At 72.2% G+C, this 24,597-nt stretch carries 21 protein-coding genes; 8 read left to right on the forward strand and 13 right to left on the reverse strand.

Features of this window, described 5'->3' with window-relative positions; translation table 11 throughout:
* Nucleotides 1–67 precede the first annotated feature (67 nt).
* From AB4Y78_RS11820 to AB4Y78_RS11835, 4 genes are all read right to left on the reverse strand, one after another.
* Nucleotides 68–2,662 (reverse strand): DUF4153 domain-containing protein, encoded by a 2,595-nt coding sequence (locus AB4Y78_RS11820; protein WP_441714645.1) that lies wholly within the window; start codon nt 2,660–2,662, stop codon nt 68–70.
* Nucleotides 2,659–3,357, reverse strand: coding sequence for a response regulator transcription factor (locus AB4Y78_RS11825; protein ID WP_265229897.1), 699 nt, complete (start codon nt 3,355–3,357; stop codon nt 2,659–2,661). Before AB4Y78_RS11825 ends, AB4Y78_RS11820 begins: the two co-directional genes overlap by 4 nt.
* 279 nt (nt 3,358–3,636) lie before the next feature.
* The gene (locus AB4Y78_RS11830; protein ID WP_259912185.1) at nt 3,637–5,124 is read right to left on the reverse strand and encodes a VWA domain-containing protein; all 1,488 of its coding nucleotides are present in this window, start codon (nt 5,122–5,124) and stop codon (nt 3,637–3,639) included.
* Nucleotides 5,111–6,019, reverse strand: coding sequence for an AAA family ATPase (locus AB4Y78_RS11835; protein ID WP_259912186.1), 909 nt, complete (start codon nt 6,017–6,019; stop codon nt 5,111–5,113). The genes AB4Y78_RS11830 and AB4Y78_RS11835 overlap by 14 nt, the downstream gene beginning before the upstream one ends.
* 44 nt (nt 6,020–6,063) lie before the next feature.
* Here AB4Y78_RS11835 and AB4Y78_RS11840 point away from each other — a divergent pair, with 44 nt between their 5' ends.
* A complete protein-coding gene (locus tag AB4Y78_RS11840; RefSeq protein ID WP_441715574.1) occupies nt 6,064–6,987 on the forward strand; it encodes a PfkB family carbohydrate kinase in 924 nt (307 codons plus the stop codon).
* 13 nt (nt 6,988–7,000) lie between these two features.
* On the opposite strand, the gene AB4Y78_RS11845 is transcribed toward AB4Y78_RS11840, so the two are convergent.
* Nucleotides 7,001–7,429, reverse strand: a complete 429-nt coding sequence (locus AB4Y78_RS11845) for a MerR family transcriptional regulator (protein ID WP_259921666.1) — start codon at nt 7,427–7,429, stop codon at nt 7,001–7,003.
* Nucleotides 7,430–7,511: 82 nt separating this feature from the next.
* Here AB4Y78_RS11845 and AB4Y78_RS11850 point away from each other — a divergent pair, with 82 nt between their 5' ends.
* The 3 genes from AB4Y78_RS11850 to AB4Y78_RS11860 all read left to right on the forward strand — a co-directional run bounded on the left by AB4Y78_RS11850 (nt 7,512) and on the right by AB4Y78_RS11860 (nt 11,579).
* Nucleotides 7,512–8,708: an acyl-CoA dehydrogenase family protein gene (locus AB4Y78_RS11850; protein WP_387355212.1), complete on the forward strand. Its 1,197-nt coding sequence runs from the start codon at nt 7,512–7,514 to the stop codon at nt 8,706–8,708.
* Between the two features lie 27 nt (nt 8,709–8,735).
* A complete protein-coding gene (locus AB4Y78_RS11855; RefSeq protein WP_387355211.1) occupies nt 8,736–10,298 on the forward strand; it encodes an acyl-CoA carboxylase subunit beta in 1,563 nt (520 codons plus the stop codon).
* A 204-nt stretch (nt 10,299–10,502) separates the two neighbouring features.
* A complete protein-coding gene (locus AB4Y78_RS11860; protein ID WP_441737159.1) occupies nt 10,503–11,579 on the forward strand; it encodes a S8 family serine peptidase in 1,077 nt (358 codons plus the stop codon).
* On the opposite strand, the gene AB4Y78_RS11865 is transcribed toward AB4Y78_RS11860, so the two are convergent.
* Nucleotides 11,564–12,196 (reverse strand): Maf family protein, encoded by a 633-nt coding sequence (locus tag AB4Y78_RS11865; RefSeq protein WP_259921712.1) that lies wholly within the window; start codon nt 12,194–12,196, stop codon nt 11,564–11,566. The genes AB4Y78_RS11860 and AB4Y78_RS11865 overlap by 16 nt on opposite strands.
* Before the next feature lie 135 nt (nt 12,197–12,331).
* Here AB4Y78_RS11865 and AB4Y78_RS11870 point away from each other — a divergent pair, with 135 nt between their 5' ends.
* Complete coding sequence (locus AB4Y78_RS11870) at nt 12,332–13,606, forward strand: lipase family protein (RefSeq protein ID WP_441737162.1); 1,275 nt, start codon at nt 12,332–12,334, stop codon at nt 13,604–13,606.
* A gap of 69 nt (nt 13,607–13,675) precedes the next feature.
* On the opposite strand, the gene AB4Y78_RS11875 is transcribed toward AB4Y78_RS11870, so the two are convergent.
* From AB4Y78_RS11875 to AB4Y78_RS11885, 3 genes are read right to left on the reverse strand one after another with little or no spacing between them, the layout of a single operon-like run.
* Complete coding sequence (locus tag AB4Y78_RS11875; protein ID WP_441715580.1) at nt 13,676–14,557, reverse strand: hypothetical protein; 882 nt, start codon at nt 14,555–14,557, stop codon at nt 13,676–13,678.
* A 47-nt stretch (nt 14,558–14,604) separates the two neighbouring features.
* Nucleotides 14,605–16,290: a DUF885 domain-containing protein gene (locus AB4Y78_RS11880; RefSeq protein WP_441715582.1), complete on the reverse strand. Its 1,686-nt coding sequence runs from the start codon at nt 16,288–16,290 to the stop codon at nt 14,605–14,607.
* Between the two features lie 36 nt (nt 16,291–16,326).
* Nucleotides 16,327–18,213, reverse strand: coding sequence for a Na+/H+ antiporter (locus AB4Y78_RS11885; RefSeq protein WP_441715584.1), 1,887 nt, complete (start codon nt 18,211–18,213; stop codon nt 16,327–16,329).
* 82 nt (nt 18,214–18,295) lie between these two features.
* Here AB4Y78_RS11885 and AB4Y78_RS11890 point away from each other — a divergent pair, with 82 nt between their 5' ends.
* Together AB4Y78_RS11890 and AB4Y78_RS11895 are read left to right on the forward strand one after the other, a co-directional pair.
* The gene (locus AB4Y78_RS11890) at nt 18,296–19,093 is read left to right on the forward strand and encodes a methyltransferase domain-containing protein (RefSeq protein ID WP_007927384.1); all 798 of its coding nucleotides are present in this window, start codon (nt 18,296–18,298) and stop codon (nt 19,091–19,093) included.
* A 13-nt stretch (nt 19,094–19,106) separates the two neighbouring features.
* Entirely contained in the window at nt 19,107–19,658 is a 552-nt protein-coding gene (locus AB4Y78_RS11895; RefSeq protein ID WP_306467118.1) for a ribonuclease H family protein, read from the forward strand.
* 12 nt (nt 19,659–19,670) lie between these two features.
* On the opposite strand, the gene AB4Y78_RS11900 is transcribed toward AB4Y78_RS11895, so the two are convergent.
* Together AB4Y78_RS11900 and AB4Y78_RS11905 are read right to left on the reverse strand one after the other, a co-directional pair.
* Nucleotides 19,671–20,753, reverse strand: coding sequence for a hypothetical protein (locus AB4Y78_RS11900; protein WP_441715585.1), 1,083 nt, complete (start codon nt 20,751–20,753; stop codon nt 19,671–19,673).
* 76 nt (nt 20,754–20,829) lie between these two features.
* Nucleotides 20,830–21,495 (reverse strand): MOSC domain-containing protein, encoded by a 666-nt coding sequence (locus AB4Y78_RS11905; protein ID WP_441715586.1) that lies wholly within the window; start codon nt 21,493–21,495, stop codon nt 20,830–20,832.
* A 526-nt stretch (nt 21,496–22,021) separates the two neighbouring features.
* Here AB4Y78_RS11905 and AB4Y78_RS11910 point away from each other — a divergent pair.
* Nucleotides 22,022–22,603, forward strand: a complete 582-nt coding sequence (locus tag AB4Y78_RS11910; protein ID WP_441715587.1) for a hypothetical protein — start codon at nt 22,022–22,024, stop codon at nt 22,601–22,603.
* Nucleotides 22,604–22,681: 78 nt separating this feature from the next.
* On the opposite strand, the gene AB4Y78_RS11915 is transcribed toward AB4Y78_RS11910, so the two are convergent.
* Both AB4Y78_RS11915 and AB4Y78_RS11920 read right to left on the reverse strand, forming a co-directional pair.
* Complete coding sequence (locus tag AB4Y78_RS11915; RefSeq protein WP_007927388.1) at nt 22,682–22,933, reverse strand: acyl-CoA carboxylase subunit epsilon; 252 nt, start codon at nt 22,931–22,933, stop codon at nt 22,682–22,684.
* Complete coding sequence (locus tag AB4Y78_RS11920; RefSeq protein ID WP_007927389.1) at nt 22,933–24,573, reverse strand: acyl-CoA carboxylase subunit beta; 1,641 nt, start codon at nt 24,571–24,573, stop codon at nt 22,933–22,935. The genes AB4Y78_RS11915 and AB4Y78_RS11920 overlap by 1 nt, the downstream gene beginning before the upstream one ends.
* Nucleotides 24,574–24,597: the final 24 nt, after the last annotated feature.

Genomic DNA, 24,597 nt, shown 5'->3' on the forward strand with positions numbered 1-24,597 from the left:
GGTCGCCCGCATCGTGGCGCCGCACACCCCCTTCGCCCACCCCCTGCGGAGGCGAAGGGGGCGCCCGTCACCTCGACCAGCCGCGGGAGTCGGTGCACTGGGTCGGGTCGTCGTAGCGCTGCAGGATCTCCTCGGCGCGGGACCGGGCGAGGTTCCATCCGGCGAGGGTGTCCTCGTCGCCCGCGCCGTACACCTGGTGCATCGACAGCGCGCACTGCTTGATGTGCGGGGGCAGGGCGCTCGACTCGATGGTCGGCACGGCGTCGGCGGGCAGGCTGCTGAGGTACCAGGTGTCGATCTTGCCCGTGGCCTGCCACCGCTCGATGTTGCGGTCGGCGACCCAGGCATTCGTGTTGCCGACGGTGCCGACGATGGTGAGCACGGCGGCCGCGACGAGGCCCGTGCGGCCGAGCCAGCGCCGCGTCGGGGTGAAGAGGGAGACGAGCACCGCGAGGACGACGAGCCCGAGCCAGATCTCGAAGAGGTCGGCGTTGATCCTCAGCGTCGTGTAGCCGTAGGCGTCCTGGTAGAGCGCCATGCGGCGCAGCGCGGAGGCGACGACGAGCAGGGTGAGGACGCACAGGGTCGCGTTCATGGCGGTCATGACCCGACGGTCGCGCTGGGTGCTCGCGCGGCCGAGCGCTCGAACCCCGGCGACGAGCAGCAGGGCGAGCGCGGTGGCGACGGTGAGCTGTCCGAAGCCCTGCCGGGCCGACTCGGCATAGGTCACGCCCGCGGTGCGCACGACGTAGTCGTGCCCGCCGACGACCGCCGCGGCCTGTGCGATGACGAAGGCGACGAAGATGGCGATGACGACGCCGAGCGGGACCTGCCACTCGCGCTCCGGGATGCGCGGCGACTGGCGTGCCCCGTCGACGGTCGGCGGGTTGATCGCGAGGTAGAGACCGGCGAGCGTGACGCCGGCGAAGAAGACGAGCACGAAGACCCGGAAGATCGCCATGTCGTTGATGTCGGGCACGAGGGCCGAGGTCCACGAGCCGAGGACGGCGTCGGCGGAGGCGAGCAGCCCGCCGAAGACGAGCAGCAGGGCGAGGCTCACGACGGCCGTGCGCAGGATGGACCAGGCGCTGCCCCGGCGGGCGAGGACGCGGATCGTCCTGTCGAGCAGGGGGAGCCCGCGCAGCGCGGAGAGCGGCCAGGCGATGACCGACGCGGCGATCCCGCCGACCGTGCGCGCATCGGTGCACGCGGTCGCGGCGAGCACCCCGGCGACGGCGACGGCGAAGAAGCTCATCACCGGGTCGTCGCGCAGGATCGTCGTCAGGCCGAGGGGGAGGGCCAGCGCTGCCGTGACCCACGACCACGGCTTCGCCCGGCGGGGCGAGGCGAGCCACAAGGCGGCACCACCGGCGGTGAGCACGACGAGCAGCCCGAGCCCGATCGCATTGCCCGGCAGCAGGACAGCGGCGAGCAGGCCGACGGCGAGGGCGGCGAGCAGCAGCCGCGGCTGCCCCTGCGTGACCCGCTCGGGCCACCACCGCAACAACGAGAGCCCCGTTCCCTGCCCTTCGAGACGGCGCTGGCGCGCCTCCTCAGGACCCGGCGCGAGGCCGTTCGCGGCCGAGCCTCGAAGGGAGGGCGCGGATCCTGCAGTCATCGTGGGCTCCTGAGTGGTGGTCGTGGTGAGCGGTGCCGGCGAAGGGAAGGCCGGCGGGGTGAGCGGGAGGTGGAGCTCGAGCCGGGCCCCCGCGTCGGCGCCCAGGGCGCGGATCGTGCCGCCGTGCATCGAGGCGACCCACGCGGCGATGGCCAGGCCGAGGCCGGTGCCACCCCCTTCGTCCCCTCCGGGACCGAAGCGGTGGAAGAGCCGCTCCGCCCGCTCCGGGGTCAGGCCTGGGCCGTCGTCGGCGACGGTGAGGGTCCACGCGTCGCCGGCGGCGCGGGCCTTGAGGGTGACGGTGCCGCCGCTCGGGCTGTGCCGCACCGCGTTGTCGAGGAGGTTGGCGGTGACCTGGGCGAGGCGGGCACGGTCGCCGGTGACGACGAGGTCGCCGGGCTCGACGTCGGCGACGAGCGCGACGTCCCGGCCCTGGAGGGTGGTCTCGCCGATGGCGTCGTCGAGCAGGTCACCGACGCGGATCCGGCTGGGGGAGAGGGGGATTCCCCTGCCGTCGGGCCGGGAGAGGTCGAGCAGGTCGGTGACGAGCGAGCCGAGGCGCTCTGACTGGGCGAGGGCGGCGCGCAGGGTCGCCTCGTCGGGGGTGGTGACGCCGTCGGCGAGATTTTCGAGCAGGGCCTGCTGGGCCGACAAGGGCGTGCGCAGCTCGTGGGCGACGGTGGCGACGAGACGCCGCCGGTGCTCCTCGCCCTGCTCCAGCTCGGCGGCCATGCTCGCGAAGGCACGCGCCAGCTCGCCGATCTCGTCCTGGCTCGACGTCGTGATCCGGGCGCCGTAGTCCCCCTTCGCCATCCGCCGTGCGGCATCGGTCATCTGGGTGAGCGGGGTCGTCATGCCGGTCGCCAGCCAGCGGGTGACGACGAGGGCGAGGCCGATCGTCGCGGGCAGGCCGATCCACAGGGGGACCCCGGCATCGGTGCCGACCGTGCCGACGACGGCCGCGACGACAACACTCACGCCGACGAGGACGGCGAGCCGGGTGCGGATCGAGGTGAGCTCGAGCAGGGGAGCGGAGCGGTTCATCGGTCGATCCCGTCGTCGAGGGCGTAGCCGACGCCGTGGACCGTGCGGATGCGGTGGCTGCCGACCTTGGCCCGCAGCGACTTGACGTGGCTGTCGAGGCTGCCGCGACCCAGGCCGTCGTCCCAGCCCCACAGGTCGGCGACGATCCGCTCGCGGCGCAGCACCGCGCCGGGCTCGCGGGCGAGCAGGGCGAGCAGGTCGAACTCCGTCGGCGTGAGGTGCACGGCGTGGCCGTCGACGGTGCACCGCCGGGTGCGCTCGTCGAGGGTGAGCCCGGCGTGGTGGGTGATCGTCTCGTCGGGGCGCCCGAGCTCGGCGGCGCGCTCGACGCGGCGCAGCAGGGCCCGGACCCGGGCGACGACCTCGCGCATGCGAAATGGCTTGGTGAGGTAGTCGTCGGCGCCGACCCCGAGCCCGACGATGATGTCGCTCTCGTCGTCGCGGGCGGTGAGCATGAGCACCGGCACGGGGCGGTCGGCCTGGATCCGGCGGCACACCTCGAGTCCGTCGAACCCGGGCAGCATGAGGTCGAGCACGACGACCGCGGGGTCGTGCTCGGCGTGGGCGGCGACCGCCCCCGGGCCGTCGTGCGCCCGCACCACCTCGAAACCCTCCGCCGTGAAGCGGTCGGCCAGGGTCTGGTTGATCGTCGGGTCGTCCTCGACGACGAGCACGCACGGTGCGGGAGCGGTCATGGGATCAGGCTAGGCAGCCGCACCGGTGGATCCCCGGGACGAGATCTGGAGATCCTCTGCAGATCCGCCCGCCCCCGGACCCGCATTTCCCTAGGGAAATGACGGCAGGGGTGGTGATTTCCCTAGGGAGATGCGGTGGAGAGTGCGGATTTCCCTAGGGAGATGACGGCAGGGGTGGTGATTTCCCTAGGGAGATGCGGTGGAGAGTGCGGATTTCCCTAGGGAGATGACGGCAGGGGTGGTGATTTCCCTAGGGAGATGCGGTGGACGAAGGGGGAATCAGCCCACCGGCAGGCGGGAGACGAACTGCCGCAGCTGCTCGATGTTGCGCACCTCGTGCATGTCGACGACCTCGGCGTAGCGACTGGCCACGGAGTCGCCCGTGTCCCACATGCGCTCCGCCTCCGGGTTGAGCCAGGCGGCGTAGCGGGCCTGGGAGACGAGGATGCGCAGGCGGTCGATGCGCGGGTCGGTGCCGTTGGTCCGCGCGTCACCCAGGATCAGCACCGTCGAGCGCGGCCCGATGGCGTCGAGGTGGTGCTCGACGGCGTCCTCGAAGGCCGCGCCGTAGTCGCTCGACCCGTGCCAGCGGGTCATCTGTGCCTCGCGGGCCACCCGCTCGCTGATGTCCTCGCCGACCTGCGCCTCGCGGACCAGCTCGGTGATGTCGTCGCACGTGTTGACGAAGCCGATGAACCGCACCCGGCGGAAGACTCCGGCGAGTGACTGCAGGAGCAGCATCGTGAAGCGCGAGAAGCCCGCCACCGACCCGGACATGTCGCACAGCAGGACGATGTCGGCCCGGCTGCGGGTGCGGCGCTTGTAGGCCGGGCGCACCGGCACCCCACCGGTCGACATCGCCGCGCGCAGCGTGCGCCGGATGTCGATGGTGCCCCGCGACTGCCGCCGCTGGCGGGCGGCGAGCTTGGCCGCGAGCTTGCGCGACAGGGGCGCGATGACCGCGTGCAGCTCGGCCGCCTCGGTCTTGCCGGTGAGCAGGAAGTCCTTGCGCTCCAAGGGGTCTCGCACGCCGTAGCGCGAGATGCGGTCGCGTCCGCGGACCTCGGCGTTGCGCCGGGCCGACTCGGTCTCGACCTTGCGCCGGAAGGCGCCGACGCGGTGGCGGATCTCGTCGCGGTCGTAGCGGTCGCTCAGTTGCTCGGGCCGCCAGGCGCTGCCCGCGCCCCCGCCGCCGCTGCCGGTGGCGCCGCCGCTCCCTTCGCCCGATCCGCCCGAGCCCTCGCCGGACCCGCCGGTGACGTCGCCGGCGTCGCGGGCCCGCTGCAGGGCCGCCGCGATCGCGGTCTGCGGGGCGAGCCGCTCGATCGTCTGGTTGGCCGACCAGCCGCCGGTCGACGACTCGTTGGCCAGTCGGCCCAGCTCGGCCACGGCACGGGCCGCGAGCCGATCGAGCTCACGCTCGTCGCCGCGGGCCAGGGCCTCGACGAGCTCCTCGCGGATCGCGGCCGCGCGCTCGCGGGCGCCCGCGGTGTCGGTCGGCGCGAGGTCGGCCGCGTCACCGGTGCGGTGACCCACGGCGGGGGGGAAGTGGATGTCGAAGAGCTGGTCGAAGACCGTCCGGTCGGCCGAGCGGCGCATCATCGTCGCGGCGAGTCCGGTGCGCAGGCGCTCGCGGTCGTCGAGGCCGAGCGCCCTTGCGGCAGAGGCGGCGTCGGCCACCTCTGAGGTCCCGACCGTCACGCCGTGCCGGCGCAGCGCCCGGGCGAGGTCGACGAGCCGCTCGCCGAGCGGGTCAGGCGAGGGCACGGTCCAGGTCCAGGGTCTGCACCGCGAGCTCGATGTCCTCGCGGTGCTTGAGGACGACGCCGAGGGTCGAGCGCACGAGCTCCGGCTGCAGCTCGCCGTCGGTGCCCAGGCTGACGAGCGTGCGGGCCCAGTCGATGGTCTCGGCGACCGAGGGCGACTTGCGCAGCCGCATATCGCGCAGCGCGCCGACGAGCCGCACGACGGAGGCAGCGAGCGTCTCGTCGAGGTCGGGCACCGTCAGACGCACGATCCGCAGCTCGAGGTCGGCCTCGGGGTAGTCGATGTGCAGGTAGAGGCAGCGGCGGCGCAGGGCCTCGGACAGCTCACGGGTCGCGTTGGAGGTCAGGACGACGAAGGGGGTCTGGCTCGCCCTGATCGTGCCGAGCTCGGGCACGGTCACCTGGAAGTCGGAGAGCACCTCGAGCAGGAGACCCTCGATCTCGACGTCGGCCTTGTCGAGCTCGTCGATGAGCAGGACCGTCGGGTGCTCGTTGCGGATCGCGGTGAGCAGCGGGCGGGAGAGGAGGAACTCGTCGGTGAAGATGTCCTCCTTGACCGAGGTCCAGTCCGCCTCGTCGGCCCCGGCGGAGTCGTGGTGGGCGCCGGCTGCGGTGATGCGCAGCAGCTGCTTGGCGTGGTTCCACTCGTAGAGGGCGCGCGCCTCGTCGACGCCCTCGTAGCACTGCAGGCGCACGAGCTCGCCGTCCGTCGCCGCGGACACGGCCGCGGACAGCGCGGTCTTGCCGACACCGGCAGGCCCCTCGATGAGCAGCGGTTTGCCGAGCTGGTCGGCGAGGTAGACGGTCGTCGCGATCTCGTCGGAGGCGAGGTAGCCGTGCTCGGCCAGACGCGCCGTGACGTCGTCGACCGAGGCGAAGCGGGGGGTGTGCGTCATGCTCGCAGTCTGCCCGACCGCGCCCGTCGGTAGCGTGTGCCCCCATGAGCCCGAGGGTGATCCACACCGCACAGGCCCTCGTCGACGTCGTCGTCGAGGTGCCCGACCTGCCCCGTCGCGGCGGCAACTCGATGGCCACCTCCGTGGCGCGCTACGCCGGGGGAGCCACGACCATCCTGCTCGCCGCCGTGCGCTCCGGCGCCGCGGCCGTCCACGCAGGGGCCCACGGTCGCGGCCCGAACGGCGACCTCGTCCGCGAGACCCTCACTGCCGACGGCGTCACGCTCTCGGCTCCCGTCGTCGAGGACCTCGACACCGGTGTCTGCATCGTCATGGTCGAGCCCTCCGCGGAGCGGACCTTCGTCACGACGCAGGAGGCCGAGCGGCACATCAGCGTCGAGTCGCTCGCGACGAGTGCGCCGGTCGCGGGGGACCTTGTGTGCGTCAGCGGCTACAGCCTCGTCGGCCGCACCTGCGACCCGCTGGTGACCTGGCTGGAGTCCCTGCCAGACGACGTCCTCGTCGTCCTCGACCCCGGAGCGGTCTTCGCGGAGCTGGAGCCCTCCCTTCGCGCCCGGGTCATCGCGCTCACCGACGTGTGGACCGGCAACGCCGAGGAGTCGGAGGACTTCGGCGAGGCGCAGGGGATGGGCCCTGCCGCGGAGGCCGTCGTCGCCCTGCTCAAGCCCGGTGCCGTGGCCGTCGTCCGTGACGGGGCCCGGGGCTGCGCGGTGCACGCCGACGGCGTGACGAGCATCGTGCCCGGCTACCCGGAGAAGCCGGTCGACACCAACGGCGCCGGTGACACCCACACGGGTGTCCTGCTGGCCGAGGTGGCGAAGGGGGTGTCCTGGCCCGATGCGTGCCGGCGCGCCAACGTGGCCGGGGCCATCAAGGTGACCCGCAAGGGGCCGACGTCCGCGCCGACGGCCGCGGAGATCGACGCCTATCTCGCCGCTCGCTCCTGACCTCGACCCTGCCTCAGCGGGCGTCGAGCTCGGTGCGGCAGCGCTGCTCGAAGGTGTCGAGCTCGGCGAGTGCGTCGTCGAGGTCCCGCCGCCGCTGCTCCAGGTCCGCGCGGCGCTCGTCGATCTGGCCGAGCACGTACTCGAGCTGGCTGCGGCGCCCGCGGGGGGCGTCGTAGAGGTCGATGATCTTGGCGATCTCGTCGAGGGGGAAGCCCAGCCGCTTGCCGCGCAGCACCAGGCCCAACCGCGTGCGGTCGCGTCGGTGAAAGAGGCGGGTCGTGCCCTGCCGCTCGGGCGAGACGAGGCCGATGTCCTCGTAGTGCCGGACCGTGCGCGTGGTGATGCCGAACTCGTCGGCGACCTCGCGGATCGTCCAGGTCCGCGCGTGCTCGTCGGGAGCATCCGCGCCCGGGGGAGTGGCCCCCTTCGTCCGGCTTGTCATGACCCGAGATGATGCTTTACGTTGACGTCAACGTCAAGCAATGGTGCTGCCGGTGACCCCGGGGTGCCGGGAGAGGTCGGGCATGTTCGAGCTGTCGCAGGACCACGAGGACTTCCGCGCGAGCGTGCGCGACTTCGCCGAGCGCGAGGTGGAGCCGCACGTGGCCCAGTGGGACAAGGACCACCACCTGCCCCTCGAGGTCGTGCAGCGCATGGGCGACCTCGGTCTCTTCGGCCTCGTCGTCCCGGAGCGCTGGGGTGGCTCCGCCGAGACCGTCGACGGCGTCGTCCAGTCCGACTTCACCGCGCTGTGCGTCGCGATCGAGGAGCTCGGCCGCGTCGACCAGTCCATCGGCATCACGCTCTCCGCCGGAGTGGGCCTGGGCATCAACCCGATCCTCACCTACGGCACCGACGAGCAGCGTGACCACTGGCTCCCCGAGCTCGTCGCCGGCCGCGCCCTGGCCGGCTTCGGCCTCACCGAGCCCGACGCCGGCTCCGACGCCGGTGGCACCCGCACCACGGCCACCCGCGACGGTGACGAGTGGGTCATCAACGGTGCCAAGTCCTTCATCACCAACTCCGGCACCGACATCACCTCCCTCGTCACCGTCACCGCGCGCACCGGCACGACCGCCGAGGGGCGTGCCCAGATCTCGGCGATCATCGTCCCGAGCGGCACCCCCGGCTTCACCGTCGAGGAGCCCTACGACAAGCTCGGCTGGCACATCTCCGACACCCACGGGCTGAGCTTCGACGGGTGCCGCGTGCCCGCCGACCACCTCGTCGGGGAGGAGGGACAGGGCTTCCGGCAGTTCCTCAAGACCCTCGACGACGGCCGGATCGCCATCTCCGCGCTCGCCACCGGACTGACCCAGCGGATGCTCGAGCTGGCCACCGACTACGCCCGGACCCGCACCTCCTTCGGCCGGCCGATCGGCGCCAACCAGGGCGTGAGCTTCCAGATCTCCGACCTCGCCGTCATGGCCGAGACCTCGCGCTTGCTCACGTACAAGGCGGCCTGGCTCAAGGACGAGGCCGACCGCGGTCGCCGCTCGGTCAAGGAGGTCGCCCGCGCCGCCTCGATCGCCAAGCTCTACACGTCGGAGGCCGCGGTGAGCGCCACGCGCATCGCGACGCAGGTCTTCGGCGGCAACGGTTTCATGGAGGAGTACCCCGTCGCCCGCTTCTACCGCGACGCCAAGATCCTCGAGATCGGGGAGGGCACCTCCGAGGTGCAGCGCATGGTCATCGCCCGCCACCTCGGCCTGCCGGTCTGATCCGGCCCGGACGGAGGGAGTCACCCCGTGAGCAGCTACCCCACCGACCCCAAGGTCCAGGACGTCCGTCGCCGCATCCGCGCCGCGCACGACGCCTCCGAGCGGCCCACCGACAAGGCCGCGGCCAAGCTCGAGGCCCAGGGCAAGCTCTATGTCCGCGACCGCATCGCGCTGCTCGTCGACGAGGGCTCCTTCGTCGAGGACGGGCGCTATGCCAACGCGCTGGCCGCCGGTCTGCCGGCCGACGGCGTCGTCACCGGCCGCGGCCTCGTCGACGAGCGGCCGGTCATCGTCATCGCCAACGACCCGACCGTCAAGGCGGGCTCGTGGGGTGCCCGCACGGTGGAAAAGATCGTGCGCGCCACCGAGACCGCGCTGCGCGAGGAGCTGCCGGTCTTCTGGCTCGTCGACTCCGCGGGCGCGCGGATCACCGATCAGGTCGAGATGTTCCCCGGCCGTCGCGGGGCCGGCCACATCTTCCACAACCAGGTCGCCCTGTCGGGCAAGGTCCCGCAGATCTGCTGCCTCTTCGGCCCGAGCGCCGCGGGCGGCGCCTACATCCCCTCCTTCACCGACCTCGTCATCATGGTCGAGGGCAATGCGTCGATGTACCTCGGCAGCCCGCGCATGGCCGAGATGGTCGTCGGCGAGCGGGTCTCCCTCGAGGAGATGGGCGGTGCGCGCATGCACTGCACCGTGAGTGGTGTCGGCGACGTGCTCGTCGCCGACGACGCGGAGGCGATCGAGGCCGCTCGCCTGTGGCTGAGCTACCTCCCGCTCAACTGGCGCGGTGACCTCCCTTCGTACGAGCCGGAGGCGCCCGCGGCACCCCTGACGGCCGCGACGATCCCCGAGCGCGAGTCGCAGCCCTTCGACATCCACGACGTCATCGACGGCCTCGTCGACGACGACTCCTTCTTCGAGGTCAAGGAGCTCTTCGCGCCGGAGCTGGTCGTCGGCCTCGGCCGCATGGCCGGCGAGACCATCGGCATCGTCGCCAACAACTCGATGGCCAAGGGCGGCGTGCTCTTCACCGACAGCGCCGACAAGGCGGCGCGCTTCATCTGGCTGTGCGACGCCTACTCGATCCCGCTGATCTACCTCGCCGACGTCCCCGGCTTCATGATCGGCTCCGAGGTCGAGCGCGGCGGCATCATCCGGCACGGCGCCAAGATGGTCTCGGCCGTGGCGTCGGCCACCGTCCCGCAGTTCTGCGTCATCGTCCGCAAGGCCTACGGTGCCGGCCTCTACGCGATGGGCGGGCCGGGCTTCGCCCCCGACGCGACGATCGCGCTGCCCACCGCCCGCATCGCCGTCATGGGCCCCGAGGCAGCGGTCAACGCGGTGTACGCCAACAAGATCGCGCAGATCGAGGCCGACGAAGGGGAGGCCGCCCGCGACGACTTCATCGCCGCCCGTCGGGCCGAGTACGAGGAGGACGTCGACCTCGAGCGACTGGCCGCCGACCTGGTGCTCGACCAGGTCATCGAGCCCGAGCAGCTGCGCGACGAGCTGCTCGCGCGCCTGCGGCACGCCCGCGGCCGCGACCGGACCTTCTCGGAGCGCCGGCGCGGGATCCCGCCCGTCTGACCCGCGACGATTCTCGGGTCACCCGAGAAACCTCCCCTTCGCAAGGGTTTCAAACTCTTGCGAAGGGGAGGTTTTCCGGGTCACCCGGAAAACGCGGGGTGGGCGAGGTGTGCGTGACGGTCGTCCCACCGTGCACGCGCTGCACGATCCCGACTTCGTCGTTACCGTTGGGTAACCAGCGTTCCCCCTGACGAAGGACGCCCCATGAAGAAGTGCTGGACCTCATCCGTCGCGGCCGTCGCCTGCGCGATCGGCCTCGTCGCCTCGGCCGGCTCCGCCGGAGCCGCCACCAACGACCCGCTCCGCTCCGACCTGTGGGGTCTCGACCAGGTCAGGGCCGAGCAGGCCTGGTCCTCGAACCGCGGTGAGGGCGTCGTCGTCGCGGTCGTCGACACCGGTGTCGACCTCGGTCACCCCGACCTCGCCGGCCGCCTCGTGCCCGGTGCCGACTTCGTGTGCGGCGAGGTCAAGGGTTCCTGCGGCGACGGTGGTTGGAAGGGCCAGGACGGTGTGGGCCAGGAGCCCGACGTCCACGGCACCCACGTCGCCGGGACCATCGTCGGCAGCGCCGACAACGGCATCGGGGTCGCCGGCGTGGCCCCCGACGCCAAGGTCATGCCGATCAAGGTCCTCGAGGACGGCTCCGGGACCAACGAGGACATCGCCGAGGGCATCCGCTACGCCGCCGACCACGGCGCCGACGTCATCAACCTCAGCCTCGGCGGCCTGCCCGGCACCCAGATCTTCTCCATCTTCGGTCTCGACACGACGATGAAGGACGCGATCCAGTACGCCCGCGACAAGGGCACGCTCACGGTCGCCGCTGCCGGCAACACCTCGACGCTGCTGTGCAACGACCCCGCCTTCAGCAGCGACTCGATCTGCGTCGGTGCCACGGACCGCAACGAGCTGAAGTCCTACTTCTCCGAGCTGCCGGTCACCTTCCGGGGCAAGGGCGTCGCGGGTCCCGGTGGCTCCGGGCGACTCCTCGGCGGGCCCTGCTCCGACGACATCATCTCCACCGTCCCGCGGGGCACCGGCACCGACGAGTGCGGCGAGGGCAAGGACTACGCCGCCTTCGCCGGCACGTCGATGGCGACGCCGCACGTCGCCGGTGTGGCCGCGATCCTCTTCGGCCAGGGCCGCAGCCTCGACAACGTCGAGCAGGCGATCCTCTCGACCTCGCGGCACCCGCTCTTCGGCACCCGCGGCGGCTTCAGCGCGCTCTACGGTCGCGGCATCGTCGACGCCCGGGCGGCGGTCGCCTACCCGCGCGACTGAGCCGACGCCACCGTCCACCAGTCGACCCCGAGGTCGGCGAGCAGGCGGCGCAGCAGCGGCAGGCACAGCCCGATGACCGTGCTCGGGTGCCCCTCGATCCCGTCGACGAAGGGGGCGCCCAGTCCGTCGAGCGTGAAGCCGCCCGCGACGTGCAGCGGCTCACCGGTCGCGACGTAGCCGTCGATCTCCGCATCCGACGCCCCGGCGAAGTGCACCCGTGCACTCGCCGGGGCGCCGGCGCTCCTGCCGGTGGGCAGGTGGACCACGTGGTGACCGGTGTGCAGCACACCGGTCCGGCCGCGCATCGCCGACCAGCGCTCGCGGGCGACCTCGGCCGTGCCGGGCTTGCCGTGGACCCGCCCGTCGAGCTCGAGGACGGAGTCGCAGGCGATGACGAGGTCGGTCCCGGCGGGCACGCGAGAGGCGACGGACTCTCCCTTCGCCTCGGCCAGCAGCTGCGCCAGCGTGCCGGGGGAGACGTGGGGGTCGCGTTGGCGGGCTGCCGCCTCGACGGCCGGCTCGTCGACGTGGCTCACGACGACCTGCGGGTCGAGCCCGCACGCACGCAGCAGTGCCAGACGAGCGGGTGAGGCGGAGGCGAGGACGACGGAGGTCATGGCCACATCATCGCCCCTTGCCAGTAACTGACCGGTAGGTAACCAAGAGACCCACCGCCACACCGACGACGTCGTCCGCCAGGGGGCACCACACCTGTCCGGAGGACCGCACCCTCCCTGACAGACAGGACCTGCATGACCTCCATGACCAAGCGCGCCGTCGCGGCCGCGGCCCTCGCCGTCGCCGTCACCCTTCCGCTGGCCGGGACCGCCTCCGCCGACCACCGGGACGTCCCGGGCACCCTGGGCGCGCGCACCCTCACCAACACGCCGGAGCCGACGCGCCCGGCCTTCTACGAGCCGCCCGCCACCATCCCCTCGACGCCCGGGACGCTCATCCGCAGCGAGCCCGCCCCGCTCCTGCTCGACCCGCTGGGGCTGTCCTCGAGCGTGGTCACCGCCACGCGGGTCATGTACTCCTCGACCGACGGCCAGGGCCGCCCGATCGCGGTGACCGGCACCGTCTTCGTGCCCAAGACCACCTACCGCGGCTCCTCCTCCGCCCGCCCGCTGATCTCCTACGCCCCCGGGACGCAGGGCATGGGCGACTCCTGCGCCCCGTCGCGGCAGATGGAGAGCCTCGTCGACTACGAGGGCATCGAGATCACCCCCGCGGTCGCCCGCGGGTACGCCGTCTCGATCACCGACTACCAGGGGCTCGGCACCGCCGGCACCCACACCTACATGGTCCGTGAGGCCCAGGGCCGCGCCGTGCTCGACATGGCGCGCGCCACCAAGAACCTCAAGGGCAGCGGCATCACGGCCAGCAACCCGATCGGCCTCATGGGCTACTCGCAGGGTGGCGGCGCGGCCGGTGCGGCCGCGGAGCTGGCCGGCAGCTACGCACCCGAGCTGAACATCAAGGGCTCGGCCATCGGTGCGCCCCCGGCCGACCTGGGCAAGGTCGGCAAGAACATCGACGGCTCGCTCTACTTCGCCTTCGCGACCTTCGCCCTCCTCGGGGTGGCCCAGTCCGAGGGGATCGACCCCAACCCGCACCTCAACGCCGCGGGCAAGGAGTTGGCCTCGCAGGTCGAGAACGACTGCGTCTTCGACCTCTTCAACTACGCCTTCAAGGACTCGGGCACGTACACGACGAGTGGCAAGAAGCTCTCTGCCTTGCTCGACGATCAGCCCTTCCGGGCTGCCGTGGAGCGTCAGCGCATCGGTCGCCTCAAGCCCAACGCGCCGGTGCAGATCAACCACGCCATCCTGGACGACACGATCCCCTACGCGGTGGGCAAGCAACTCGGTAGCGACTGGTGCGACAAGGGCACCCGCGTGACCTTCAACGCCGGCCTGACCCCGACCCACGTCGGCGGGATGGTGCCGCACGTGGCGAAGTCCATGCTCTTCTTCGAGGACCGCTTCGCCGGGCGCAACCAGGTCAACTCCTGCTGGCGTCTGTGATCCACCGGACGTGATGGCGAAGGGGGTGGCACCGGCCGGTGCCACCCCCTTCGCCATCCCCTGCGGAGGTCAGGAGAAGGCGGCACCGGTGATCGCGTCGGTCAGCCCGTCGGCGACCCGACCGCCGTCGAGCGTGAGCACCAGGGTGCCCCCGCCCTTGTTGCGGTAGGTGACCGTCGACGCGGTGCTCGAGACTCGAGCCCAGCGCGGGCCGCCGGTGCCCCAGTCGTCGTACAGGGTGCGCATGACCTCGTCGGTCGAGTAGTCCCAGGCGCTCGGGTCGTCCTTGCCCCAGGCCCGGATCATGGCGTCGGCGTAGTCGGTGACCGACCGGGGCAGCCCGACGGCGTCGGTGGGTGTCTCGGTGGGCGTGCTCGTGGGTGCCGGGCTGAGGTCGGCGCCCACGACCGCGTGCTCTCTGCCGGATGAGGCCGCGGCCTCGTCGACGAGGACCGCGAGCGAGCGACCGGAGGAGTTGCTGTAGCGCACCCGGGTCCGCGCCCCCTCGACGGTGCTGCTGCGCCGCTGCCACGACGTGCCGCCCAGGGCCGAGACGCCGAAGAGGTCGGACACCGTCGCACTGGTGGCGTAGCGACCGGCCTTGTCCCGGTCGCCGGCGCCCCAGGCCCGGACGAAGCCGTCGGCGTAGGCTCTCGTGCCGCGGGGGAGCGACCGGTCGTCGTCGGTGGCGGGGGCCGCGGTCGTGTCGGGCGCACCGCGGGTGGACGTGGGTGCCGGCTGGCCGGGTGAGGGCGAGGCGGGGGGAGTGTCGCTCTGCGTCGAGCCTCCCGACGGGGTGATCGTCGTCGTGCTCGGCGCATTGCTCGTCGAGCTCGAAAAGGTGACGGTGACCGTGTCGGGGCCGGTGTCGGTGGGCTCGGACCCACCCGGTGAGCAGGCTGTGGCAGCCACGCAGACGGCGACGACGAGGGACCCCCTGGTGAGCTTCACCCTCCGATGGTAGGTCTGCCCGGTGCCCGCAGCGCAGGCACGAGTACTCATCCCAGGTCGAGCAGCGCGGTGTGCAGGGTGTCGAGCCCGACGCTGCCCACGTCGAGCGCGCGGCGGTGGAAGTCACGCAGGTCGAAGTCGGCGCCCTGGCGGCGCTCGGTCTCGGCGCGCAGCTGCAGCCACAGCCGCTCACCGATCTTGTAGCTCGGCGCCTGGCCCGGCCAGCCGAGGTAGCGGTCCAGCTCGAAGCGCAGGAAGCCCTCGTCCATGTTGGCGTGCGCGGAGAGGAAGTCCCAGGCCTTGTCGTAGGTCCAGACGCCGCCGCCGACCTCGGCCGGCGCCTCGAAGCCGCAGTGCACGCCGATGTCGAGGACGACGCGGGCCGCGCGCAGCGACTGCCCGTCGAGCAGACCCATCCGGTTGCCGGGGTCGTCCATGTGCCCGAGCTCGGCCATGAGCCACTCGGCGTAGAGGGCCCACCCCTCGCCGTGACCGGAGGTCCACGAGGCCAGTCGACGCCAGCGGTTGAGCAGCTCCTTGCGGTGCACCGTCTGGCCGACCTGGAGGTGGTGGCCGGGCACACCCTCGTGGTAGACGGTCGTCAGCTCGCGCCAGGTGCCGAAGTCCGTGACCCCTCTGGGCACCGACCACCACATGCGGCCGGGGCGGGAGAAGTCGTCGCTCGGCCCCGTGTAGTAGATGCCCCCGGTCTCGGTCGGCGCGATGCGGCACTCGATGGTGCGCACCGGCTCGGGGATGTCCAGGTGCGGCGCGAGCAGGTCGATGGCCTCGTCCGCGGTGCGCTGCATCCACTCCTGCAGGGCCGCGGTGCCGTGGAGCTGGTAGCGCGGGTCGGCGTCGAGGGCGGCGACGGCCTCCTTGACGCTCGCGCCGGGGCGGACCTGCTGGGCGACATCATCCATCTGGGCGGTGATCCGGGCGAGCTCCTCCTGGCCCCAGGCGTAGGTCTCCTCGAGGTCGATGGTCGCGCCGAGGAAAGACCTCGAGTGGAGCTGGTAGGTCTCGCGACCGCAGGCGTCGGACCGGGGAGCCTTGTCGCGCAAGGGCTGCAGTCGCGTGGCGAGGTCGCGGTAGGCCTGCGCGGCGCTCTCGGCGGCGCGGCGCAGGTCGGTGGCGACGGACTCGGGCAGCGGCGCCCCGCCGTCGAGCCGAGCCCCGTCGGCGAGGCCGGCGAAGTACCCGTCGGGTGCCGTGAGGTCGGTGCACTGCTCGATGCACCGCTCGTACTGCCGAAGGGGGGCGATGTCCCCCTTCGTCGCGGCGGCGGTGAGGGAGGCGGTCCACTGCTCGAGGGCGGCGGGCACGCGGGTGAGTCGGGTCGCGATCGTCGACCAGTCGTCGGGCGTCGCGGTCGCCATGATGTCGAAGACATCGCGGACGGCCTGCATCGGCGACGCGATGACGTTGATCTCCTGCAGGTCCAGGCCGGCGGCGTGCACCTCCTCGGCCAGTCCGAGGCGCTCGCGCATCGCCTCGAGGGTCACCCGGTCGACGTCGTCGACGGGGGCGGCCTCGTCGAGCGCGGCGAGGGTGCGCCGCCGCAGCCGTGATGCGGCGGCGAGACCGTCGGGGGAGAGGTCGTCGATCTCACTCTCGTGGCCGGGCAGCCCGAGGTAGGTCGCGGTGAGCGGGGAGAGCTCCACCTCGGCGTCGAGGTGCGCCTCGGCGATGCGGTCGATCGTCGTCTGCGGGCGGGGCTGCTCGGTGGTCACCGAGGCGACGTTACCTCGCTGTCCGGGCGAGCGCGCTCAGACGAGGGTGCCGTCGACGAAGCACCACCGCCACGCCTCGCCGGGCTCGAGCGACCGCATGACCGGGTGACCGCTCTGCTCGAAGTGCGCGGTGGCGTGCCCGTGCGAGGAGTCGCAGCAGCCGACGTGCCCGCAGCTGAGGCAGACCCGCAGGTGCAGCCAGGTCAGACCGTCGGCGAGGCACTCCTCGCAGCCCTCGGCGTCGCGCGGCGCGATGCACTCGGGCAGACGGGCCTGGTGCTCGCACTCGCCGGTGATCCGCTCGGGCGCGCGCAGCGGAGCGTCGCGCACCGCGTCGGCCCGGTCACCGATCGACACGAGTGTCGACTCCTCGACGTCGAGCGCCGCGAGGACCTCGCCGAGGACCTCGTGGTCGACGAGGCCGGCATCCCGGATGCGCAGCAGCTCGGTGCGCTCGGCCTCGAGCATCGGCAGCCGCAGGCGACGGTAGGCATCGCTCGGCGACTCCGCGTCGCCCCGGCCGAGCCGCTCCCAGACCCGGTTGACCCGCATCCGGGCCTGCTGCTGCAGCCGCTCGACGGCGCCGTCGTCGTGGTCGGGCAGCTCGTCGAGACGTCGCAGCCCGGCCCCGACCGCGGCCTGGATGACGGTGGCCTCCTGCAGGGCGTCCTCCCGCGGGTCGGGTCCGCGCACCCCGAGGGCACGCGAGAGCGTCGGCAGCGTCGTGCCCTGGAGCAGGAGCGTCCCGATCGTCACGACCATGGCGATGAGCACGAGCGTGGGGCGGTGCGGTGTCTCCGGCGGCAGCAGCAGTGCAGCGGCCAGCGTCACGACCCCGCGCATCCCCGCCCAGCTGACGACGACCCCTTCGCTGCGCGGGGAGAGGACCTCGCGCTCCCGCGTCGAGACGAGCGAGCGCAGGGCCCGGAAGGGGAAGACCCACAGCGGGCGCAGCACGAGCACGGTGACGAGCACCGCGAGCCCGACGAGCAGGGTCCGCCCCAGCCCGAGGTGGGACCCGCGGACGTCGTCGACGAGGCTGGCCAGCTGCAGGCCGATGACGAGGAAGACCGCGTTTTCGAGGATGAACTGGATGCTCGCCCAGTTGGACCGCTCCGACAGGCGTGACCGTGCGTCCTGCAGGACGGGGGAGCGGTGGCCGAGCAGGAGACCGGTGGTGACCACGGCGATGACGCCGGAGGAGTGCATCAGCTCGGCGGGCAGGTAGGCGACGAAGGGGGCGGCAAAGCTCACCGTCGTGTCCGCGACCGGCTCGTGGATCCGACGTCGCACGAGCGCGATGAGCTTGTAGGCGACGAAGCCGATGATCGCGCCGCCGAGCGCAGCCCGCAGGAAATCGAGCGTCACCGACCCGACCGAGATGTCGATGACCGCGTGGCTGCCGTGGCCCGCAGCCAGACCGGCCGCGGCGAGCGCGGTGCGCAGCGAGACGAGGGCCGTGGCGTCGTTGAGCAGCGACTCGCCCTCGAGGAGGGTGACGACCCTGCGGGGGAGCCCGATGCTGCGGGCGACCGCGGTTGCGGCCACGGCGTCCGGCGGGGCGACGATCGCGCCCAGCGCGAAGGCGAGCGCGAAGTCGATCGGCAGCAGCGCGCTCGCGACGACGGCGACGCCGAGCGCCGTGAAGAGCACGAGCCCCACCGAGAGACCGGCGATGGCCACCCGCTGCGCCTTGAGGTCGATCAGCGAGGTGGAGATCGCCGTCGCGTAGAGCAGCGGCGGGAGCAGCCCGACGAGCACGACCTCCGGCGAGAGGGTGACGTCGGGGACGACGGGCACGAAGGACGCTGCCGCGCCGGCGGCGAGGAGCAGGAGTGGGGCGAGCGCGCCCAGCCTCGACGCGATGCCGTGGACGACCAGCGAGGCGACGGCCACGGCGAGGAGGGTGAGGGCGAGGTCCACGCGGTCATTGTCGCCCCCCTTCGTCCGTCTCGGCATCCGTCGCCGGGGTGGCGGGCCGCCCGGCCGGTGCCACGATCGGTGGATGACGCGCTACCTGCACGGGCACGCCGAGTCCGTCGTCGCCGCGCACGCGGCGCGGACCGTCGAGACCTCAGCGGCCTACCTCGCCCCCCACCTGCGACCCGGCATGCGGGTGCTCGACATCGGGTGCGGTCCGGGCTCGATCACGCTCGACCTCGCGCAGCGGGTCGCCCCCGGCGAGGTCGTCGGCGTCGACGCCTCGGAGGCGGTCGTGGGGCTGGCGCGGCAGGCGGCGGTCGACGCGGGTGACGTCGGGACCCGCTTCGAGGTGGCGGACGCCATGGCGCTGCCCTTCGCTGACGACTCCTTCGACGTCGTCCACGCCCACCAGGTCCTGCAGCACGTCGGCGACCCGGTGGGCCTGCTCCGGGAGATGGCACGGGTGACCCGCCCAGGTGGCCTCGTCGCGGCGCGGGACGCGGACTACGAGGCGATGACCTGGGCGCCGGCGCACCCCGGGCTGAGCCGGTGGCTCGACCTGTACCGGGCGGCTGCGCGCGGCACGGGGACGCAGCCGGACGCCGGGCGCCACCTGCTCGGGTGGTGCCGGGCCGCGGGGCTGACGGACGTCACCGCCGGCGCCTCGGTCTGGTGCTATGCCGACGACGAGGCCCGTCGGTGGTGGGGCGGGCAGTGGCAGCGGCGGGCTCGCGAGTCGCGCTTCCACGACGAGGTGCTCGGGCAGGGCCTCGGAGGCGAGACGGACGTCGACGAGGTCGTCGAGGGGTGGCGGGCGTGGACCGACGCGCCCGACGGGTGGTTCGTCGTGGTGCACGGCGAGGTCCTCGCCCGCATTTGATAGGACTGCGGGCATGACGATCACCGCAGCCGCAGACGGATCCGCACTCGGCAACCCGGGGCCCGCCGGCTGGGGCTGGTACATCGACGAGGAGCGCTGGGCCCGCGGCGGGTGGCCGCACGGGACCAACAACATGGGCGAGCTGACCGCCGTGCTCGACCTGCTCCAGCAGACCGCGCACCTCGACGACGACCTGCACGTCATCTGCGACAGCAAGTACGTCATCAACTCGATCACCGCGTGGATGCCGGGGTGGAAGGCCAAGGGCTGGCGCAAGAAGGACGGCAAGCCGGTCCTCAACGTCGAGATCATGCAGGCTCTGGACGCGGCGATGCAGGGGCGCCGGGTGACCTTCGAGTGGGTCAAGGGGCACGCGGGTCACGAGCTCAACGAGCACGCCGACCGGCTGGCCACCAGCGCCGCCGTGGCCTGGTCGAAGGGCGCCGCCCCCGACCCCGGCCCCGGCATCCCCGGCGCGGGGTCGGGTCGTGCGACGCAGGATGCGTCGGCCGGGCCCGCCAGCGCCCCCGCCGAGACGGAGGACGAGCCGCTGTCGCTCTTCTGAGCGTGTGCTCGCTCAGCGGGCGGGGAGGTAGAAGGGCGCGTCACGGCGCTGCAGTCGTGCGGCCACCGAGTGCTGCGAGTTGGCCTTGACGGTCGACAGGCGCGCGGTGACGAGCGACCCGTCGGCTGAGATCTCCTCGATGACGAGGTCCTCGGCGACGGTAGGAGCGTCGAAGACCTCGCGCAGGGGCTCGACCGCGGCCGACGCGGCGTCGTCGTCGGCGAAGTGGTAGCTGACGACGACGCGCGGCTCGCCGTCCTGCGCACCCCAGCCGACGCCCACCCCGTCGAAGGGGTGGTCGGCGAGGGGTTCGGCCTCGGAGCCCTGGAGGCCCGCTGACCTGAAGTCGCCCGCCTCGAGGCGGGCCGAGACGACGTCCTCCTCGTCGAGGGCGGTCGCGATGGGGCCGAGGGCGGGGTGGTCGGCCATCGACGAGTCCGGGCCCTCGCGCCAGCTCTGCACGGTCTCGGTGCTCGGGGAGATGGCGAGATTGCCGTCCTCGACCGACGTCCGCATCGGCCAGCCCACGGGGCTGACTGGTGTCACCTTCTCCAGGTCCTGCTTCCGGTCGGGACCCTCGCCGATGGTCCGCACGCCGGGCTCCACCTCGGGCAGGTCCGCGAGGGTGTCGTCGTCGAAGGCCCCGGTCAGGACGGTGACGTCGTGCGGAGCGCGGACCTCGACGTAGGAGTCGACGTCGAGGGTCGTCCACCCGGCGAGCTCCTCGAACTCCGTGTGCTTGCTGCCCAGCGAATTCCGGCCGACCTGGGGCGGTGCGGCGTGGACCGTGCCGTAGTCCCGGTCGTCACCCGTCCCGGAGAACGGCCGTCCGTCAAGGCTGGCCTCCCACGCGAAGATGGCCTTGGGGTCGAACGTGGCGGGTCGGTCGACGCCGTTGATCTCGGTCGCCCGGACGAGGTCTGCGGTGGCCACCGAGATGTCGTCCCCGGTGACGAGCGGCACCTCGGCCAGGGCGCCGGTCACCGAGTAGTCGTCACCGCTGGTGAGTCCGTCACTCCCGCTTCCGGGCAGCAAGCTGCACGCGCTCAGCGCCAGCGCCAGGGCCGCAGCCCCGGCCATCGTCGTCGTCCTCATCGTCCGTCCCCCTGCCGGTCGTCCTGTCGGTGGGGCCACAGTACGAGGATCTGTCCCAGCAGTGGGCCGAAGGGGGTCAGCCCCGCCCGGCCGTCGCGGCGAGCTCGGCGGCGCGGTGCTCGGCGAGCGCGCCGGAGTCGAGGGCGGCCCGCGCGGCGTCGGGGTCCCCGAGGAAGGCGCGCAGCAGGGTCGGCACGTCGAGCGCCGAGCCCGACGGTGTCACGGTGATGGAGTCGCCCGGCCGGATCTGGCCGGGCTGGTTGACCTGGAGGTAGACCCCGCTGCGCCCGTGCGCGGCGAACCGCTTGACCCAGCCGCGCTCGCCCAGGCGCTCGGCGAAGGTCGCGCACGGCACCCGGGGTCCGCGCACCTCGAGCACGGCGGTCCCGACGTGCCAGACGTCGCCGACCTCGCTCGCGTCGACGTCGAGCCCGGTCGTCGTGAGGTTTTCCCCGAACATGCCGTCGGGCAGCTCTCGGCCCAGGGTCGTGGCCCAGGCGTCGAGCTCCTCGCGGGCGAAGGCGTAGACCGCCTGGTCGCTCCCGCCGTGGTGCCGCCCGTCCCCGATGTGGTCGCCGGTGACCCCGGAGACCCCGGCGCCGTCCTCGACGCGCTTCGGCCCGGGGTCGGCGACGCTGATGACGTCGACGGGGCCCTTGGCGATACCGGTGGGCCTCCCCTTCGGCACTCGCTGCAGCACGGGGCGGCCGATGTTGACACTCAGGACGCGGGGCTCACGCACCCGCTGAGCCTACGTCGCCCCCTTCGCTCCGCACGCGCGGGTTGGAATACACCCCGCGTGTCCGAACACGCGAGGTGTATTCCAACCGCTGTCCACATCCGGGACGGAAGGGCTGACCTCATCCACAGCCCGGCTGGGTGAGTCGTCCGGCGGCGATGTCCGATCCAGCCTGTACGCCATGTTGAGAGCATCGACGCTGGCGAAGGTGACTCGAGTCGAGGCAGCCGCCCTCGACTCCGGGGGAGTGTTGAGCCGGCGCCAGACGACGGAGTTCGGCCTGCACCGCGACGTCGTGGCGAGGCTCGTTCGCGATCGTAGGTGGGCCCGGTGCGGCACCCGGTCGGTGGTGACTCACTGCGGGCCGATCGATCCGAGCGGCCTGCGTTGGCGAGCGGTCCACGAGGTGGGCGGTGGTGCCCTCGTCGACGGGGTGAGCGCCTTGCAGGCCGCAGGATTGCGGGGGCTGGACGACGAAATCGTGCACGTCTCGGTGCACAAGCTGAAAAGGGCTCCGGACGTCGAAGGCGTGGAGGTGCACAAGGTCGCGCGCAGACTGTGCGACGACGACATGCCGACCGGCTTGCCACGGACCCGACCTGCACTGGCCGCCCTCCGCGCGGCGCAGTGGGCCGTCACCGATCGCCAGGCGGCACTGTTCCTGGTGATGCCGGTCCAGCAGCGCATCGTCACCGGCGAGCACCTGAAGGAGGCCCGTCAGTGGTACGTGGGTCGGCGGCGTCGTGCCCTCGTCGCCCGGCTCATCGACGACATCGTCGACGGCGCCCAGGCGCTCGGGGAGCTCGACCTCGCGGCCCTGTGCCGGGCCCGGGGTGTGCCGTCACCGGAGCGACAGGTCGTGGTCGACGGGCGTGGCGGCCGCTACTACCTCGATGTCCGCTGGAAGATCGGCCTCGTCGTCGAGGTCGACGGGCGGCACCATCTAGAGGGTGCCTCACCCGTCGAGGACATGTTGCGCCAGAACGACATCGCGATGCGCAGCGACATGATCCTGCGCGTCCCCCTGCTCGGGCTGCGTCTCGATCCCGACGCCTTCCTCGACCAGATCGTCGAGGCACACCGCCTGCTCAGCCTGCGAGCGGCTGGGTGACCATCGGGGCTGACGAATGAAATACACCCCGCGTGTCTGAACACGCGGGGTGTATTTCAACCGCTGGAGGGCTGTGGGTCAGCGGGGGAGGCCGGAGGCGGCCCACCCGCCGAGGGAGGGGTGCACCGGGCGCCGGACGAGGCGCTCGGGGGAGGACCAGCGCGAAGGGGGACCCGCCGGGGCCTCCTCCTCGCCACCGCCGAGCCCGGAGAGGATCGCGACGAGGGCCGCGACCTGCTCGGGGGAGGCGTCGCCGAGGACCTCGATGCGTGGGCCGGCGGGCACCACGGCCTCGGGCGCCGCGGTCTCGGGCTGAGCCTGCGAAGCCATCACAGCGGAATGTTCCCGTGCTTCTTCGGCGGCAGGCTCTCGCGCTTGGTGCGCAGGGCCCGCAGCGCCTTGGAGACGTTCATCCGCGTGTTGCTCGGCGTGATGACCGTGTCGATGTAGCCGCGCTCGGCCGCGACGTACGGGTTGGCCAGGGCGTCCTCGTAGGCGGTGATGAACTCCTGGCGCGCCGCCTCGAGGTCGCGACCCTCCGCCTCGGCCGCGGCGAGCTGCTTGCGGTAGAGGATGTTGACCGCGCCCTGGGCGCCCATGACCGCGATCTGGGCGGTCGGCCACGCGAGGTTGATGTCGGCGCCCAGGTGCTTGGACCCCATGACGTCGTACGCGCCGCCGTAGGCCTTGCGGGTGATGACGGTGACGAGCGGGACCGTCGCCTCGGCGTAGGCGTAGATGAGCTTGGCGCCGCGGCGGATGATGCCGTTCCACTCCTGGTCTGTGCCGGGCAGGAAGCCCGGGACGTCGACGAGGGTGAGGACCGGGACGTTGAAGGCGTCGCAGGTGCGGACGAAGCGTGCCGCCTTCTCCGAGGCGTCGATGTCGAGCGTCCCGGCGAACTGCATCGGGTTGTTGGCGACGACGCCGATCGACTGGCCCTCGACGCGGGCGAAGCCGCAGATGATGTTGGGCGCGAAGAGCGGGTGCACCTCGAGGAACTCGCCGTCGTCGACGATGGTCTCGATGACCTGCTTCATGTCGTACGGCATGTTGGCCGAGTCGGGGATGATCGTGTCGAGCACCTTGTCGGTGTCGTTGACCGTCAGGTCGAGCTCGCCGCCGAAGACCGGCGCCGTCTCGAGGTTGTTGCTCGGCAGGTAGGACAGGAGCGCCTTGACGTAGTCGATGGCGTCCTCCTCGTCGGTGCCCATGTAGTGCGCGACACCGGACTTGGTGTTGTGCGAGCGGGCACCACCGAGGTCCTCGAACTCCACGTCCTCACCGGTGACCGTCTTGATGACGTCGGGGCCGGTGATGAACATGTGCGAGGTCTGGTCGACCATGACGGTGAAGTCGGTGACGGCGGGGGAGTAGACGGCACCGCCGGCGCAGGGGCCCATGATCAGGGAGATCTGCGGGATGACACCCGAGGCGTGCACGTTGCGCTTGAAGATCTCGCCGTAGAGCCCCAGGGAGACGACGCCCTCCTGGATGCGCGCGCCACCGGAGTCGTTGAGCCCGATGACCGGGCAGCCGATCTTCATGGCGAAGTCCATGACCTTGGTGATCTTCTCGCCGAAGACCTCGCCGAGCGACCCGCCGAAGACGGTGAAGTCCTGGGCGAAGACGGCCACCTGCCGGCCGTCGACCGTGCCGTACCCGGTGACGACGCCGTCGCCGTAGGGCCGGTTGGCCTCCTGGCCGAAGGCGGTCGACCGGTGCCGGGCGTACTTGTCCATCTCGACGAAGCTGTCCTCGTCGAGGAGGAGGGCGATGCGCTCGCGGGCGGTCTTCTTGCCGCGCGCGTGCTGCTTCTCGATGGCCCGGTCGGATCCGGCATTCGCGACCTCGGCCACCCGACGCTTCAGGTCGGCGAGCTTGCCGGCCGTGGTGTGGATGTCGATGCCGTCGGGGACGTCGGTGCCACCGATCGCCTGAGCGTCAGTGGTCTCGGTGCTCTGGGACATGCTGCGCAGCCTAGCCTTGCTGGC

Origin of the sequence: Janibacter sp. RAF52 (genome assembly GCF_052114035.1) — a bacterium.
GTDB classification, from domain to species: domain Bacteria; phylum Actinomycetota; class Actinomycetes; order Actinomycetales; family Dermatophilaceae; genus Janibacter; species Janibacter hoylei.